Genomic DNA, 15,472 nt, shown 5'->3' on the forward strand with positions numbered 1-15,472 from the left:
GGCTTTCGTGCTCAGGCAGACGCGGTCTTGTAGTAGCGCTTGACGTGCTCGCTCAGCGAATAGCCGCCGCCGTTCTCGGGCGCGGGTGGGAGCGCGGAAGCAGCGGCCGCGGCGCCAGGCGCCTCGACGACCTTGGGCAGCACGGTGACAGCGGCTGCGGCTGCGCCGACGGTGGCGGCGCCGACAAAGAATCCCCGGCGGGAGGCCGGTCGGGGGCCGGCGGATGGGCTGTCCTGCATAACGTCTCCAGGAGTGGCTGACTGAACGAGATATGAAACGAGTTACATATCCTTGGATACTAGTCCAGACCCTGAGGACCGAGATCGGAGATATCCCTCAGTCTCAGTGCGACATGTCGAAGCCCTGGGACTCCACCTCCGAAAACGCGCGGGTCAGACCGGCCAGCGCGGCATAGAAGCGGGCCCGGGGGTGCACCGAGATCGCCTCGCACATCGCCGGCAACCAAGGTTGCAAATGAGTAGAGAAGAATACTTTTTGTTGCGTTAAATTGGCAACTTCCACGTCGTCGCCCGCGATCAGGTAGCGCATGACCTCGAACAGGCAGGCGACGTGGTCCTCGGACTCGGACACCGACTCCTCGCGCGCCAGCCCGAGGCGGTCGAGGTCGTTGCGCAACTGGGCCAGCGGCTTGTCGTTCAGGAAGCCGCTCAGGTAGTGCGAGCCGAACAGGTAGACCTCGGGCTTGCCGATGCCGCCGAACAGCGCGTCGTATTCGGCGCGCAATTCGGCCAGGCCGGTGTCTCGCGCCAGGCCGACCAGCTGGCGCCACGGTTCCTCCAGAAAGGCGCCGGCGGCGGGTGCCTCGGTCGGCGCCACCTGGAAGGCCTCGAGCAGTTCGGCATCGGGTGCCGCATACCAGAGGCGCGCCAGCAGGCCGTAGAGCTCGGCACGGGCGACCTCTTCGTCGAGCGCGGAAGTGACGGGAATTCGCTCGTTCATGTTCATAGCGGCGTGATCTTCATTTCGTTCTGCGCGCTGTAGAGGTCGATGACGCGGCAGTCGCTGCACATCTTGAGGCGCTCCAGCGCCTCGCCCTGGAACATCGCATGACCGGCCAGCTTGCCCAGCATGGCCTCGATCGCCTTCTGCGTTCCGAAGGGCTTGCTGCAGCGGATGCAGGCCCACGGCCTGGCCTCGTTGAGCACCACCGGCTGCTTGCGTTCCGGCGCCGCGAGCAGTCGCGGCACCAGCGAGATCGCGTGCTCGGGGCAGGTGGTCTCGCACAGGCCGCACTGCACGCAGTTCTTCTCGATGAAGCGCAGTTGCGGCGCGTTCGGGTTGTCCTGCAGCGCGCCGGCGGGGCAGGCGCTGACGCAGGCCAGGCACAGGGTGCAGGCGTCCTTGTTCACCGCGATGCCGCCGAAGGGCGCGCCCGCGGGCAGCGCAATCGCGAGCGGCGCGTCGGCGGCCGGGTTGCGCAGCGCCGGCGATTCGTCCAGGAGGTGGTCGAGCGCCAGTTCGAGCGTGCTGCGCTTCTCGGCGCCGACCGCGAAGCGGGCCGGCTTCGCCGGCAGCTGCCGGCGGCTCGCGCCCAGGCCCGCGAGCGCGGCGTCGAGCGCCTCGGGTGTCGCGGCCTCGATCAGCCGGAAATGCGTGCCCGTGTAGCCCAGCCCGCGCAGCAGCGATTGCGCGATGTCCATCTGCTTGCCGAGCGCGGCCAGGTAGGTCGGCGCCTCCTCGCCGGTCGCCAGCACCAGCACCTGCGAGGCGCCGAAGGCCACGGCGGTCAGCCACAAGTCGATGCCGGTGCTCGCCGCATGGAAGAGCCCGACCGGAATCACATTCGCCGGCACGCCGTGGGCGCGGCCGAGCTGAGCCTGGCGACCCAGTTGCTCGACCAGGGCCTGGCCGCCTTCCTGGCTGTGCAGCAGCAGCGCGGCATCGCGGCCGCCCGCGCCCGCATAGGTGGCGAGCAGCGTGCGCAGCTTGAGTCCCTGATGGGGCGTGCGCGGGTAGGTGTAGCCCAGTGCGCCGGTCGGGCACACCGTGGTGCAGGCGCCGCAGCCGACGCAGAGGTTCGGATTGACGACGATGCGCTGGCGCTCCTTGTCGCTGCTGACCGCGTGCGCCGAGCAGACCTCGATGCAGGCGTTGCAGCCGACGACCTCGTTGCGGCTGTGGGCGCAGAGCTTCTGCTTGTAGTCGAAGAACTTCGGCTTCTCGAACTCGCCGACGAGTTCGCGCAGGCGCAGCAGCGTCTGCAGGCCGCGCGCATGCGCCACGCCGCCGGGCAGATGGAAGTAGCCCTGCGGCGGCGCGTGCCAGTCGATGACCGGCGAGGCGCCGAGGTCGAGCACCAGGTCGAAGGCGCCGTCCAGGCGCTCGGGCGCACGATCGAAGCGGATCGCGCCGGCGACGCTGCAGGCGCGCTCGCAATCGCGGTGCGAGGTGCACTTGCCCAGGTCGATCTGGTAGTCCAGCCCGATGGCCTGCTCGGGACAGGCCGCCACGCAGGCATTGCAGCGGGTGCACAGGTCGAGGTCGATCGGGTTGTCGCGCGTCCATTGCAGCTGGAAGGCGCCGAGCCAGCCGGTCAGCGACTCGAGCCGGCCCGCGAGCACCGGCCAGCGCCGCTCCTGGGCACCGCCGAGCAGGCCGGGGCCCTGGGAGAGGATCGTGACCTCGAGGCTGTCGCCGAGCAGCGCCGCGGCCTGCTCCGCTTCGTCGAGGGCGCCGATGATCAGCAGCCGGCCCTGGCTCGCATAGCTCACGGTCGCCACCGGGTCCGGCTCGGGCAGGCCGGCGGCGGCCAGCAACGCGGCGATCTTCGGCATCGCGCTGCGGGCATCGCGGCTCCAGCCGCCGGTCTCGCGGATGTTGACGAAACGGATCGGCGAGGTGGCCTCGGGCGTCTGCCCGGCGAGTTCGCCGAAGAGGCGCTTCTCCTGCGTGCAGGCGACCACCACCTCGTCACCGGACTGGATGGCGCGCTGGAAGGACGCCGCTTCGCGGCGGCACAGCGAGGAATGGAGGGGCAGGGTTTCAGCCAGTGCCGTCCCGAGCATCTTCGGCTCGAGGGGCATCGTCTGGTTGCAGTCGCAGATCAGCGTGGTGGTCATCGGTCGGTTGGCTGGCGGGTTGCGCAACGGCAACCGGCGGGCTGGGGGAGTCTCCCGGATCGGACTGTGCCACGTCGGGCAATCCATCGTTCCCGGGAGTTTCTTCGGGCTCTTCCTCGAAGAGCTTCAGGAACTTGGCGCTCGCCATCTGGCGCAGCACGCTGTCGGGCAAGGGCGAAGGCTTGGCGTAGTCGTCGATGTAGGTGTCGAGCCCGTCCATCACGTTGAAGTGCGGATCGGCAAAGAGCTTCCTGAAGGCGGCGTTCTTGACCTCCGGGGCCACGCCCTCGGCGACGAAGGGCTTGAAGTCCGAATCGATGTCCAGCGCCTGCACATCGGCCAGCGTGAGCGGCGGCGGGGCCTCCGCGGCCGGCAGCACCGAAGGCGCCGGCCCGGTCGGGGCGGCGGCTTCACGCACCTCGTCTTCGGCCTCGATCGCCGGCTCCTCGGGCACTTCGCCCGCGCGCACCTGCTGCTTGCGTCGCGACCAGCGATCAAAGAAGCCTTCAGGCTCGCGCGGGGCCGCCCCAAGCGGGCCTGCGGCCCCCTCGGGGGGCAGCGACCCACACGAAGTGGGGGAGCGTGGGGGCCGTTCAGACATCGCCGGCTCCCCTGCCCCGCTTCTTCTCGGTCGACACGCTCGCCGCGTTGCCGAAGCGGTCCACCAGCGGCCGGAAGCTCTCGGGCCGCTTGCGCTTCTTGGGCTCGGCCACGTAGTGCTCCTGCACGAAGGTGCGCAGCCATTCCAGCACCTCGGGCGGGGCCGGCACCTGCTCGACGGTTTCCTGCGCGTCCAGCCAGCGGCCCGCCTCGTAGTAGCTCAGGGTCACGACCACCGGGCGGGGAATCGGCTCCGGGCCCAGGGTCGCTTCCTCGTCCATGCGCCAGAGCACGAACCAGCAAGGCGCCGGCGTGGTCGCGTTGAGGTGATAGCCCTCGGCCTCGTCGCGGAACAGCTCGACCTTGAAACCGGGATGCAGCCAGAACTGCTCGCCCTGGTCGTCGCGCAGCAGCCGGGGCCCGGTGCCGAAGCCGGGCTCGTCGGGCACGACCGCATCGAGCGTCCAGCGCCAGGGCTGCCAGTGGCTGGACGGGCCGTGAAGCCGTTCGCGCCGCATCACCACGGCGACGTCGAGCGTCGGGCGGGGCGCGGCAGAAGAGGTTTCAGGGTTCACCATGGGGCCGACGATAGCCGATGCCGGAACGCCCACGGCCTTGTCGGGTGTATGGCGGCGCTCACGTTTTGAAGCATTTCGATTGCATTTCTGTGACAAAGGTCGCCACAAAAGGAAACCTTAGTTCTCGTTTTTTGAGATCAGGGGAGTTTGTGCGCTCCAATCGACCCATTCCACCGGAGACCCCACCATGAGCTACTACGCACACGATCCCGCACTCGCAGCCGTCGAGGTGACCGTGTCCGAACTGCTGATGGCGACGCCGGACATGAGCGATCCGCTGCTGGACCCCTCGGTGCACCAGGTCCTCAAGCTGCTGCGCGAACAGCACGGCATGGAGGCCGCCTTCGCCTGCGAGTTCGTCGACGGCCGGCAGGTGTCCCACCGGCGGCAGCCCTCCGGGCGCGCGCAGTTCGTCGACGAGCAGGCCGAGCCGCTCGAACTCGCCTTCTGCAAGCAGGTACTGAGCGCCAAGGTGCCCGCAGGCTGCTACCTCAGCGCGCCGGTCGTGCTCGGCAACGGCACGATCTACGGCACCTTGTATTCCTTCAGCTTCACGCCCGATCCGTCGCTGGAGGCACGCGACTTGAAGAAGCTCGAGATGGCCGCGCAGCTGGCCGCCCGGCTGATCGCCGAGCGCAGCCAGCAGAGCGCGATGCCGGCGATGCCGGTTCCGCCGCGCGGCCGGCCGATGGCAGCGCGGTACGCCTGAAGCCCCCACGCTCCCCCACTGCGTGTGGGTCGCGGCCCGGCGCCGGCCTGAGCTCAGCGCGCGAACACGCGGCGTTCAGGCACGCGCCGGCTGGCGCTGCGCGCCATCTGCGCATCGATCGCCATGAGATGGTCCGGCAGGGTCATGAGCCGCAGCGCATCGGCCGGCGGCAGAGGCTGGCTGTAGAGAAAGCGCAGCTGGCAGTCGCCGACCACGATCGCGTCGCCGTTGGACAGCGCGTGCGCCCTCACCTTCTCGTTGTTGACGTAGGTGCCGTTGCGGCTGCCCATGTCGGTGAGCAGGAAGCGGTCGCCGGTCCACTCGATGGCGGCGTGATGCCGGCTCACCCGCTCGCTGTCGATGCACACGCTGTTGCTGCCGGACCGCCCGATGGTGGTGATCGGGCCCGCGATGTTGACCTGCCGCACGCTGCTGTGCCGCGCCAGGATGATCAGTCTTGCCATACCCCGTTCCTGTGGTTCATTGAACTGGGTTGAAGCTTAGGACCACAGGCCAAACTGGAAAGAAGGAAACAGAAGGGTTAATCCATTCTTGTTCGTTACGCCGACTTCAATTCTTGGCATCCTGGTCCGCTACCGGCATAGAGCACGCCGCGGGGCGCGCGGCAGGGGGAAAGCGCCGCGACGCCGATCGTTCAGCCCCTGGCCTTGTTCCGCACGCTGAAGCGCGATTCAAGGAAATCGAGCAAGGCGCGCAGCGCCGCGCTGTTGTGGCGCCGCTGCAGGTAGGCGGCCGACAGCCACATGTCGCTGCGCACGTAGTCCTGCAGCACCGGCACCAACTCGCCCTGCTCGACGTGCGGCTGCACCAGCATGTTGGGCATGTAGATCACGCCGAATCCCTGCAGCGCGATCTGGATCAGCGGCGCGCTCTCGGTGGCGTCCATCCGGCTCTTGACCTCGACGTCGAAGGGCTTGCCGTCCACCTCGAAGCGCCATTCCGGGTGGGCGCCCAGCCGCGACTGGGTCAGCGCATCGTGGTCGGCGAGCTCGCGCGGATGGGTCGGCTTGCCGTGCTTCTTCCAGTAGACCGGCGAGGCGCACACCACCAGATGGCCGCGCACCAGCTTGCGCACGATCAGGTTCTCGTCCTCGATCGGACCGAAGTGCAGCGCCACGTCGATCGCGTCCTCGGCCATGTCGATCGCGCGGTTGGTCAGCTGCAGGCTGATGCTGACGTCGGGGTAGTGGCCCATGAACTGGCCCAGCAGCTTCGGCAGGTCGCCCTGGCCGGAGCCCAGCGGCGCCGAGATGCGCAGCCGCCCCGTGGGATGGTTGGCGTGCTCCTGCACCTCGGCCTGGGTGAGCTCGAACATCTCCATCATCGGCTTGCTGCGTTCGAGCAGCAGCGCGCCGGCATCGGTGAGGCTGACCGCGCGCGTGGAGCGGTTGAGCAGCCGCACGCCGAGCCGCGTCTCGAGTTCGGCGATGTACTTGCTCACCGTCGCCTTCGAGACGTCGAGCTTGGTCGCGGCACGCGAGAAGCTGCCGTACGTGGCGACCTCGCGGAAGGTTCTGATCAGGTCGAGACTGTCCATGGCAGGCGCGCATTGTCGCCTGTCGCGCCGGTGCCGTAGCCGGCCGCCGCCATCGGTGCGCCGCCGCGCCGGATCTGCACCGCGCAATACTTGAACTCCGGGATCTTCCCGAACGGATCGAGCGCCGCATTGGTCATCAGGTTGGCCGCCGCCTCGTAGTAGGCGAAGGGCACGAACACCGCGCCGCTCGGCGTGCCGTCGTCGCGCCGCACGTGGATCGCGACCTCGCCGCGGCGCGAGCGCACGGTGATCACGTCGCCGGGCACCAGGCCCAGCGCCTGCAGGTCGCCCTGGTTCATCGAGGCCGTGGCCATCGGCTCCAGCGCGTCGAGCACGCTGGCGCGGCGGGTCATGCTGCCGGTGTGCCAGTGCTCCAGCTGGCGCCCGGTGATCAGCACGAAGGGATAGTCGGCATCGGGCCGCTCGGCGGCCGGAATGATGTCCGCCGGCACCAGCTTGACCCGGCCGTCCGCGGTCGGAAAGCTGTCGACAAACACGATCGGCTGGCCCGGATCGTCGGCGTCGAGGCAGGGATAGGTCACGCTCGACTCGCGCTGCAGCCGCTCCCAGCTGATGCCGCTGATGGCGGCATGCATCGCCTGGCGCATTTCCTCGTAGACGGCGGCAACGCCGGATTCCTCGCCTTCGTAGCGCCAATCCAGGTCCATGCGCTGCGCGATCTGCTGGATGATCCAGAGGTCGGGCATTGCATCGCCGGGCGGGTTCAGCGCCCGCTGGCCGAGCTGGACCATGCGGTCGGTGTTGCTCACGGTGCCGGTCTTCTCGGGCCAGGCACTGGCCGGCAGCACGACGTCGGCCAGCCAGGCGGTCTCGGTCATGAAGATGTCCTGCACCACCAGGTGTTCCAGGCTCGCCAGCGCATGCCGCGCATGGTTCAGGTCGGGGTCGCTCATGGCCGGGTTCTCGCCCATGATGTACATGCCGCGAATCTTGTGCGGGTCATCGTCGGGCGCCAGCGCCTTGTGCATGATCTCGACCACCGTGTAGCCCGGCGCCGCATCGAGCGGCTGGCCCCAGAAGTCCTCGAACCACGCATGCGCGGCCGCGTTGTCGACCCGCTGGTAGTTGGGGAACATCATCGGGATCAGCCCCGCGTCGCTCGCGCCCTGCACGTTGTTCTGGCCGCGCAGCGGATGCAGGCCGGAGCCGGGCTTGCCGATCTGGCCGGTGACGCTGACCAGCGCGATCAGGCAGCGCGCATTGTCGGTGCCGTGCACGTGCTGGCTCACCCCCATGCCCCACAGCACCATCGCGCCCTTGGCGCTGGCGAAGGCGCGCGCGACTTCGCGCAGCGTCTCGGCCGGCACGCCGCAGATCGGCGCCATCGCCTCCGGGCTGTAGCCCTTGACGTTCTCGCGCAGGGCCTCGAAATTGCTGACGCGGGTACGGATGAATTCCTGGTCCACCAGGCCTTCGTCGATCACCGCATGGATCAGCGCATTGAGCATCGCGACATCGGTGTCGGCCTTGAACTGCAGCGTGCGCCAGGCATGCTTGCCGAGGTCGGTGCGGCGCGGATCGGCCAGCACGATCTTCGCCCCGCGCTTGGCGGCATTCTTCATCCAGGTCGCGGCCACCGGGTGGTTCGCGGTCGGGTTGGAGCCGATGACGAAGATCAGCTCCGCATGCTCGACGTCGTAGACGGGGTTGCTCACCGCACCGGAGCCCACGCCTTCCAGCAGCGCCGCCACGCTCGACGCATGGCACAGCCGCGTGCAGTGGTCGACGTTGTTGCTTCCGAATCCGGTGCGCACCAGTTTCTGGAACAGGTAGGCCTCCTCGTTGCTGCCCTTGGCGGAGCCGAAACCGGCCAGGGCCTTCTTGCCGTGCGTGTCGCGCAGGCTCTTGAGCTTGCCGGCCGTGAAGGCAAGCGCCTCCTCCCAGCTGGCCTCGCGGAAGGCCTCGCTCCAGTCGCCGGGCCGCGGTGCCTCGTCGAAGTGCTTGGGCACGCCGGGCTTGCGGATCAGCGGCTTCGTCAGGCGCTGCGGATGGTGCGCGTAGTCGAAGCCGAAACGGCCCTTGACGCACAGGCGGCCATGGTTGGCGGGGCCATCGCGGCCGTCGACGCTGACAATCTTCTCGTCCTTGACGTTGTAGGTGAGCAGGCAGCCGACGCCGCAGAACGGGCACACCGAATCGACCTTGCGGTCGACCTGCTGCGAGCCGATGTGGCTCTTGGGCATCAGGGCGCCGGTCGGGCAGGCCTGAACGCATTCGCCGCAGGCCACGCAGGTGCTGTCGCCCATCGGATCGTCAAGGTCGAAGACGATCTTCGAATGCTCGCCGCGCATCGCGTAGCCGATGACGTCGTTGACCTGCTCCTCGCGGCAGGCGCGCACGCAGCGGTTGCACTGGATGCAGGCGTCGAGGTTGACCGCCATCGCGGGATGCGAGACGTCGGTCGCGGGCTGTTCGCGGCGCAGGGCCTTGAGCTTAGGGCGCACGGCGACATCGAGCCGGGCCGCCCATTCGCTCAGCTCGCCGTGCGGGCGGGCGGCATCGTCGCCGATCCACTTGTAGCCTTCGTCGGGCATGTCGGACAGCAGCATCTCGACCACCATCTTCTGACTCTTCAGCGCCCGCTCGCTGGTGGCCTGCACCTTCATGCCGGCGGTCACGCTGCGGCAGCAGCTCGGCGCCAGCGTGCGCTCGCCCTCGACCTCGACCACGCAGGCGCGGCAGTTGCCGTCGGGGCGCAGGCCGTCGGTGTAGCAGAGATGCGGAATCTCGACGCCGTGACGTTCGGCGGCCTTGAAGATGGTCTCGCCCTCGAAGGCCTCGATGGCGCGGCCGTCGAGCGTGAACGCCACCGTCTGCGGCATCAGTTCGGCGAGCTTCGAAGGCGCGTTCATGCGATCTCCTGCGGGAAGTAGTTCTGGATGCTGCGGATCGGATTCGGCGCCGCCTGGCCGAGGCCGCAGATCGACGCATCGCCCATCACCTGCGCCAGGTCTTCGAGGGTGGCGTTGTCCCAGGCCGGCGCCTGCATCAGCGCCGCCGCCTTGGCGGTGCCCACGCGGCACGGCGTGCACTGGCCGCAGCTCTCGTGCTGGAAGAAGCGCATCACGTTGAGCGCCGCGTCGCGCGCGCGGTCGTGCTGGCTCAGCACCATCACGGCCGCCGAGCCGATGAAGCAGCCGTGCGGCTGGAGGGTGTCGAAGTCGAGCGGGATATCGTCCATGCGGGCCGGCAGGATGCCGCCCGATGCGCCGCCCGGCAGGTAGGCGTGCAGCGTATGGCCGTCGAGCATCCCGCCGCAGTATTCGTCGATCAGCTCCCGCACCGTGATGCCCGCCGGCGCGAGCTTGACGCCCGGGTGCTTCACGCGCCCGCTGACGCTGAAGCTGCGCAGCCCACGGCGCCCATGGCGGCCGAAGCCGGTCCACCATTGCGGGCCGCGCTCGACGATGTCGCGCACCCAGTAGAGGGTCTCGAAGTTGTGTTCCAGCGTCGGCCGGCCGAACAGGCCAACCTGCGCGATATAGGGCGGCCGCATGCGCGGTTCGCCGCGCTTGCCCTCGATGCTCTCGATCATCGCGGACTCCTCGCCGCAGATGTAGGCGCCGGCGCCGCGCCGCAGTTCGATGCGCGGCAGCTCGCAGGGCGGATCGGCGCGCAGCGCGGCGAGCTCGGCCTGGAGCAGCGCGCGGCAGTCGTGGTATTCGTCCCGCAGGTAGATGTAGCAGGCCTCGACGCCGGTGATCTGTGCCGCCACCAGCAGGCCTTCGAGGAAGCGGTGCGGATCGCGTTCGAGATAGCAGCGGTCCTTGAAGGTGCCGGGCTCGCCCTCGTCGAGGTTCACCGCCATGAGCCGGGGGGCGGGCTGGTCGCGCACGATGCGCCATTTGCGGCCGGCCGGGAAGCCGGCGCCGCCGAGGCCGCGCAGGCCCGAATCCTCGAGCGCCTGGAGCACCGCTTCGGCGTCTTGCTCGCCGTTGGCCAGCGCGGCCGCCAGCGCATAGCCGCCGTGCGCCCGGTAGGTCCGGTAGTCGGTGAAGGGCGGCCGGGCCTCGACCGCCTCGGACGGCGCAGAGATGCTCTTCTCCGCCAGATCGGCGGGGACGAAATGGGTGTGGCGCGCAGTGGCCGGCCCGGGCCCGGAGGCCACCGCCTGCAGCACCTTCTCGACGCTCGCCAGCGGCACCGCCTGCTGGTGCACCGCCACGGCCGGCGCCTGCTCGCAGCGGCCGATGCAGGGCGCCGCGATCACGCGGACGTCGTCGCGGCCGGCCGCGCCCAGCAGGGCGGGCAGGCGCTCGATCAGCGATTGCGCGCCGGCCAGCTCGCAGGCCAGGCCGTCGCACACGCGCACCGTGAGCCCGGGCGCCTGCGCGTCGCCGCGCACGATCTCGAAGTGGTGGTAGAAGGTCGCGACCTCGTACACCTCGGCCATCGGGATGCCGGTCAGCGAGGCGAGGGCCACCAGGTGATGGTCGTGCAGGCAGCCGTGGGCGTCATTGAGCAGGTGCAACTGCTCGATCAGCAGGTCGCGCCGGTAGCCGGCCAGCGGGCGCGGGCCGATCAGCGCGCGCACCTCGGCCAGTGCGTTCTCCTCGGGCTGCCGCCCCTTGAGCTTGCTCTTGCGGCGGATGCGCTCGCGCAACTGGTCGGGCGTGGCGAGCGGGATGGCCTCGATCTTGTTCTGGGTGCCTGGGTGATTCATTGCCTCGGCGGTCTCATGGGGATGTCGTGCCGCGCGAATCGGCGGCCTCCCCGACTGTCGGCCGCCCGGGCGCGCTTGGCAAATTGAATCCGCACATGGAGTGATTCAATAAAGAAATGAAACGCCGGACGGTCCGCCGCCCCCCAGGATCAGCCGCGCAAGGCGCCGCTGTGGGCCCCGACTTCGCGCTCCCAGTCCGGACTCTGGAGCAGCGCCAGCGCCGCCTCCAGCGCGCGCGAGGGCCGTACCGCCGTCTGCGTCATGAAGCCGATCGGCGTCAGCACCTCGGGCGCCACCAGCGGCAGCGCCTCGAAATGGCCCTGGCCCCTCACCGCATCCACCATCGCGCCCGGCAGCACGGCGCAGACCCGGCCGGACAGGACACTCAGCGCCAGGGTCAGCACCGAGTTGGTCTCGATGGCGGGCGACACGGCCGCGCCGGCCGCCTTGAAGGCCTGGTCGACGATCGAGCGGTTGTGCATTTCCGGCGTCAGCAGGCACAGCGGCAGCTCGGCTGCCCGGGCCCACCCGATCGGTTCGCCGATCTGCAACGCCTCGGCGCCGCTGCGCTCGGCGCGGCGCAACAGGAAGTAGTGCTCGACGCTCTGCGGCCAGGCCGTGAGCTTGACTTCGCGCGGATGCATGCGCTCGGTGTAGCCCAGCGCCATGTCGAGCGACAGGTTCTCCAGCCCCGTCTCGAGCTCGAGCGAACTCATCGACAGGACGGTCGGCACGATGCCGGGATGGCGCGCCTGCAGCTGGGCCGCGAAACGGGCCAGCAGCGGGATGGCGGTGGGCACGGCCGCCATTCGCAGGCTGCCGCGCGGAAAGCCTTCCTCGCTCTTCAGCAGTTGCTGCAGGACCTCGTTCTCGTGCAGCATCCGGTGCGCCGCCGCCAGCACCGCCTCACCCTCGTGCGTGAGCCCGGCGTAGGTGCGGCCGCGCTTGACCACCACGACGCCGAACTCCGCCTCGAGCGCACGCAGCGCGTTGGACAGTGCCGGCTGCGTGATGTGGCAGGCCTGGGCCGCGCGGCCGAAATGACGGTGCTCCTCGAGCGCGACCAGGTAGCGCATCGAGGCGAGCAAATTCATGGGGCCCCCACGCTCGGCACTGCGTGTCCTCGCTGCCCCCCGAGGGGGCCGCAGGCCGCCTTGGGGCGGCCCGGCGCCGGCCTGGTCGCCCCCACGCTCGGCACTGCGTGTCCTCGCTGCCCCCCAAGGGGGTAGCTGCAGGCCGCCCGTCCGTGCGAAGCGCGGACTTCGCCGCGCTGACGGCCCGGCGCCGGCCTGGTCGCCCCCGACATCTATGTGTTCTTACTGACGGTGATGGTCGGGAACTTGGCCGAGAAGTCCTTGGCCTTCTCGGCGATGCCCACCGCCACCCGGCGCGCGACCGTCTTGTAGATGCCGGCCACCTCGCCGTCGGGGTCGGCCACCACGGTGGGCTTGCCGCTGTCGGCCTGGAGCCGGATGTTGATGTCCAGCGGCAGCGCGCCGAGGTAGTCCATCTGGTACTGCTCGGCCATCTTGCGGCCGCCATCGGCGCCAAAGATGTGCTCCACGTGGCCGCAGTTCGAACACACGTGCACCGCCATGTTCTCGACGATGCCGAGGATCGGCACGCCGACCTTCTCGAACATCTTGATGCCCTTGCGGGCATCGAGCAGCGCGATGTCCTGCGGCGTGGTGACGATCACGGCGCCGGTCATCGGCACCCGCTGCGACAGCGTCAGCTGGATGTCGCCGGTGCCCGGCGGCATGTCGACGATCAGGTAGTCCAGGTCCTTCCAGTTGGTCTGGCGCAGCAGCTGCTCCAGCGCCTGGGTGGCCATCGGGCCGCGCCAGATCATGGCCTCGTCGGGGTCGACCAGGAAGCCGATCGACATCACCTGCACGCCGTGGTTCGAAAGCGGCTCCATGGTCTTGCCGTCGTCGCTCTCGGGACGGCCCTGGATGCCCAGCATCATGGGCTGGCTCGGGCCGTAGATGTCGGCGTCGAGCAGGCCGACGCTGGCGCCCTCGGCGGCCAGCGCCAGCGCCAGGTTGGCCGCGGTCGTGCTCTTGCCGACGCCGCCCTTGCCCGAGGCCACCGCGATGATGTTCTTGACGTTGGGCATCAACTGCACGCCGCGCTGCACCGCGTGGCTGATGACCTTGGTCGCGATGTTGACCGAGACGTTCTCCACCCCCGGCACCGTCTTGGCGGCGGCCACCAGCGCACGCCGCATGGCGGGCATCTGGCTCTTGGCCGGGTAGCCCAGCTCGATGTCGAACGAGACCTCGCCCTCGTGGATCTGCAGGTTCTTCAGCGCCCGGGTGCTGATGAAATCCTTGCCGGTGTTGGGGTCGAGGACGGCCTTGAGGGCCTCCGCGAGCGCCTCTTTCGTAACTGCCATTGATCACTCCTGAATGGCGGGTAGTCTAGTGCGGCGCCAGGAAAGCCGAAGGCCGCACGCCCTTGACCCTTCCAGCGCGACCGGTTCGGCACCTCGCCGCGGCAGGACGGGTACGCTCGACGGCCATGCCGTCGCCCCGTCCCGCTCCCATCCCCGCCACCGGCCTGGTGCTGACCGGCGGCGGCGCGCGTGCCGCCTACCAGGTCGGTGTGCTCCAGGCCCTGGCCAGGCTGCGCCGCGCGGCCGGGGCCCGGGCCAAGGGCAATCCGTTCCGGATCATCACCGGCACCTCGGCCGGCGCGATCAACGCGGCCGCTCTGGCCTGCGGCACCGACGACTTCGATGCCACGGTGCGCAGGATCGCGCAGGCGTGGTCCGGGATCGAGCCCGGGCGGGTCTACCGCGCCGACGCCTTGACGGCGCTGCGCAGCGATGCGCCGTGGGCGCGACTGCTGTCGGCCGGCTGGCTGGTCGCACGCTGGCGGCGCAGCGGCCTGCGTTCGTTTCTCGACAACGAACCGCTGCGCGCGCTGCTCGCGCAGATGGTGCCGCTGGACCGGCTCGCCGGACTGATGTCGCAGGGCCACCTCGATGCGCTGGCGGTCACGGCATCGAGCTACGGTTCGGGCGAGCACGTGACCTTCTATCAGGCAGGTCCGCAGCAGCAGCCGTGGGTCCGGTCCCATCGACGCGCCGCGCCCGTGCGCATCGCGCACGAGCATCTGCTGGCGTCGTCGGCGATTCCGTTCGTCTTTCCGGCCACGCCGCTGGACGTCGACGGCCACGTCGAATACTTCGGCGACGGCTCCATGCGCCAATCCGCGCCGCTGGCCGCCGCCATCCACCTGGGCGCCAGGCGCATCCTCGCTGTCGGCGCCGGTCGCATGCAGGAACCGGCCTACGCGCTGGCACCCAATGCGCTGAGCGGCTACCCGTCGCTGGCGCAGATCGCCGGCCACGCGCTGTCGAGCATCTTCCTCGACTCGCTGACCGCCGACGTGGAGCGCCTGCGCCGCATCAACCAGACGCTGGCGCTGGTCCCGCCGGAAGCGCGCGGCGCCACCTCGCTGAAGCATGTGGACCTGCTGCTGATCGCGCCGTCGCAGCGCATCGACCTGATCGCCGCGCGCCATGCCCAGGCGCTGCCGGCCGCCGTCCGCGGCCTGCTGGGCCAACCGGCGGTGCCGGCCGAGACGGCCGCCCTGAAGGGTTCGGCGCTCGCCAGCTACCTGCTGTTCGAGTCGGCCTTCACGCGCGAGCTGATGGCACTGGGGCGGCATGACACCTTCAATCAGCGCGACGCGGTGTGCAGCTTCCTGGGCTGGCGCCGCACCGCCTGAAGGCCGGGACGACCTCGACGCTTCGCCGTCAGGCCGCATCGTCCAGCCGCTTCACCATGCGAACCGCGTCCTCCACGTCTTCGTAGTAGCCGGGGCTCGACCCGTACTCCACGAAGCCGTGCCGGCGATAGAAGGATTTCGCCGGGGCATTCCCGGCCCTGGCCTCGAGCCGTATGGCGCGCATGCCGGCGACGACGGCGGTGGCTTCGAGCCATGCCAGCAGGGCGGCGCCCAGGCCGGCCCGGCGTTGCGAGGCGTCGACCGCGAAGAGCACGATGTGGGCCTCGTCGTCCCCGTACTGCATGATCGCGAAGCCGATGAGCACGCCTTCGCGCCGGGCCACCGCCACGTTGGTGGCCGGGTCCCGGATGGCGCGCAGCACGCGCCGCTCGGTCCAGCGCCACGAGAGGCCGCGCTCGATGGCGTCCCGCGACAACGCCGCGATCGCCGGCGCGTCGGACGCCCGGGCCAGGGAGATTTCGTAGGCGGCGATCACGGGGAACTCGGGTTGGCGGGACGACTATA

At 69.6% G+C, this 15,472-nt stretch carries 14 protein-coding genes; 2 read left to right on the forward strand and 12 right to left on the reverse strand.

The features are described from left to right. Positions 1–11: 11 nt before the first annotated feature. The 5 genes from AC1D2O_RS27900 to AC1D2O_RS27920 form a co-directional block, all read right to left on the reverse strand. On the reverse strand, positions 12–239 hold the full coding sequence (locus AC1D2O_RS27900) for a formate dehydrogenase (RefSeq protein ID WP_478088950.1): 228 nt from the start codon (positions 237–239) through the stop codon (positions 12–14). A 103-nt stretch (positions 240–342) separates the two neighbouring features. Beyond that, a complete protein-coding gene (locus tag AC1D2O_RS27905; protein ID WP_478088951.1) occupies positions 343–960 on the reverse strand; it encodes a TorD/DmsD family molecular chaperone in 618 nt (205 codons plus the stop codon). Between the two features lie 2 nt (positions 961–962). Beyond that, positions 963–3,080, reverse strand: a complete 2,118-nt coding sequence (locus AC1D2O_RS27910) for a 4Fe-4S binding protein (protein WP_478158245.1) — start codon at positions 3,078–3,080, stop codon at positions 963–965. Further along, positions 3,004–3,639 carry a DUF3306 domain-containing protein gene (locus AC1D2O_RS27915; RefSeq protein WP_478088958.1) on the reverse strand — a complete coding sequence of 212 codons (636 nt, stop codon included), beginning with the start codon at positions 3,637–3,639 and terminating at the stop codon, positions 3,004–3,006. The genes AC1D2O_RS27910 and AC1D2O_RS27915 overlap by 77 nt, the downstream gene beginning before the upstream one ends. A 34-nt stretch (positions 3,640–3,673) precedes the next feature. Next, positions 3,674–4,258 carry a DUF3305 domain-containing protein gene (locus AC1D2O_RS27920; protein WP_478088953.1) on the reverse strand — a complete coding sequence of 195 codons (585 nt, stop codon included), beginning with the start codon at positions 4,256–4,258 and terminating at the stop codon, positions 3,674–3,676. Between the two features lie 187 nt (positions 4,259–4,445). Here AC1D2O_RS27920 and AC1D2O_RS27925 point away from each other — a divergent pair, with 187 nt between their 5' ends. Further along, on the forward strand, positions 4,446–4,967 hold the full coding sequence (locus AC1D2O_RS27925; RefSeq protein ID WP_478088954.1) for a hypothetical protein: 522 nt from the start codon (positions 4,446–4,448) through the stop codon (positions 4,965–4,967). 53 nt (positions 4,968–5,020) lie between these two features. Here AC1D2O_RS27925 and AC1D2O_RS27930 read toward each other — a convergent pair whose 3' ends face one another. The 6 genes from AC1D2O_RS27930 to apbC all read right to left on the reverse strand — a co-directional run bounded on the left by AC1D2O_RS27930 (position 5,021) and on the right by apbC (position 13,607). After that, positions 5,021–5,431, reverse strand: coding sequence for an FHA domain-containing protein (locus AC1D2O_RS27930; RefSeq protein ID WP_478088955.1), 411 nt, complete (start codon positions 5,429–5,431; stop codon positions 5,021–5,023). Positions 5,432–5,622: 191 nt separating this feature from the next. Beyond that, positions 5,623–6,525, reverse strand: coding sequence for a LysR family transcriptional regulator (locus tag AC1D2O_RS27935; RefSeq protein WP_478088956.1), 903 nt, complete (start codon positions 6,523–6,525; stop codon positions 5,623–5,625). After that, positions 6,507–9,398: a formate dehydrogenase subunit alpha gene (fdhF, locus tag AC1D2O_RS27940; RefSeq protein WP_478158246.1), complete on the reverse strand. Its 2,892-nt coding sequence runs from the start codon at positions 9,396–9,398 to the stop codon at positions 6,507–6,509. The genes AC1D2O_RS27935 and fdhF overlap by 19 nt, the downstream gene beginning before the upstream one ends. Then, on the reverse strand, positions 9,395–11,209 hold the full coding sequence (locus AC1D2O_RS27945) for an NADH-ubiquinone oxidoreductase-F iron-sulfur binding region domain-containing protein (protein ID WP_478158247.1): 1,815 nt from the start codon (positions 11,207–11,209) through the stop codon (positions 9,395–9,397). The genes fdhF and AC1D2O_RS27945 overlap by 4 nt, the downstream gene beginning before the upstream one ends. Positions 11,210–11,358: 149 nt before the next feature. Next, complete coding sequence (locus AC1D2O_RS27950; RefSeq protein ID WP_478089763.1) at positions 11,359–12,303, reverse strand: LysR substrate-binding domain-containing protein; 945 nt, start codon at positions 12,301–12,303, stop codon at positions 11,359–11,361. Between the two features lie 212 nt (positions 12,304–12,515). Further along, complete coding sequence (apbC, locus tag AC1D2O_RS27955) at positions 12,516–13,607, reverse strand: iron-sulfur cluster carrier protein ApbC (RefSeq protein ID WP_478089762.1); 1,092 nt, start codon at positions 13,605–13,607, stop codon at positions 12,516–12,518. 125 nt (positions 13,608–13,732) lie between these two features. Between apbC and AC1D2O_RS27960 the strand changes: the two genes are divergently transcribed. Beyond that, a complete protein-coding gene (locus AC1D2O_RS27960) occupies positions 13,733–14,947 on the forward strand; it encodes a patatin-like phospholipase family protein (protein ID WP_478089761.1) in 1,215 nt (404 codons plus the stop codon). A gap of 28 nt (positions 14,948–14,975) precedes the next feature. Here AC1D2O_RS27960 and AC1D2O_RS27965 read toward each other — a convergent pair whose 3' ends face one another. Beyond that, a complete protein-coding gene (locus tag AC1D2O_RS27965; protein ID WP_478089760.1) occupies positions 14,976–15,443 on the reverse strand; it encodes a GNAT family N-acetyltransferase in 468 nt (155 codons plus the stop codon). Between the last annotated feature and the right edge of the window lie 29 nt (positions 15,444–15,472).

The organism is Variovorax sp. P1_G12 (assembly GCF_056405555.1).

Excerpts from the sequence above, each read along its gene's own strand:
- AC1D2O_RS27920 (WP_478088953.1), bottom strand. The coding sequence starts at position 4,258 with ATGGTGAACCCTGAAACCTCTTCTGCCGCGCCCCGCCCGACGCTCGAC.
- AC1D2O_RS27910 (WP_478158245.1), bottom strand. The coding sequence starts at position 3,080 with ATGACCACCACGCTGATCTGCGACTGCAACCAGACGATGCCCCTCGAG.
- fdhF (WP_478158246.1), bottom strand. The coding sequence starts at position 9,398 with ATGAACGCGCCTTCGAAGCTCGCCGAACTGATGCCGCAGACGGTGGCG.
- AC1D2O_RS27945 (WP_478158247.1), bottom strand. The coding sequence starts at position 11,209 with ATGAATCACCCAGGCACCCAGAACAAGATCGAGGCCATCCCGCTCGCC.
- AC1D2O_RS27925 (WP_478088954.1), top strand. The coding sequence starts at position 4,446 with ATGAGCTACTACGCACACGATCCCGCACTCGCAGCCGTCGAGGTGACC.
- AC1D2O_RS27900 (WP_478088950.1), bottom strand. The coding sequence starts at position 239 with ATGCAGGACAGCCCATCCGCCGGCCCCCGACCGGCCTCCCGCCGGGGA.
- AC1D2O_RS27950 (WP_478089763.1), bottom strand. The coding sequence starts at position 12,303 with ATGAATTTGCTCGCCTCGATGCGCTACCTGGTCGCGCTCGAGGAGCAC.
- AC1D2O_RS27930 (WP_478088955.1), bottom strand. The coding sequence starts at position 5,431 with ATGGCAAGACTGATCATCCTGGCGCGGCACAGCAGCGTGCGGCAGGTC.
- apbC (WP_478089762.1), bottom strand. The coding sequence starts at position 13,607 with ATGGCAGTTACGAAAGAGGCGCTCGCGGAGGCCCTCAAGGCCGTCCTC.
- AC1D2O_RS27905 (WP_478088951.1), bottom strand. The coding sequence starts at position 960 with ATGAACGAGCGAATTCCCGTCACTTCCGCGCTCGACGAAGAGGTCGCC.
- AC1D2O_RS27935 (WP_478088956.1), bottom strand. The coding sequence starts at position 6,525 with ATGGACAGTCTCGACCTGATCAGAACCTTCCGCGAGGTCGCCACGTAC.
- AC1D2O_RS27960 (WP_478089761.1), top strand. The coding sequence starts at position 13,733 with ATGCCGTCGCCCCGTCCCGCTCCCATCCCCGCCACCGGCCTGGTGCTG.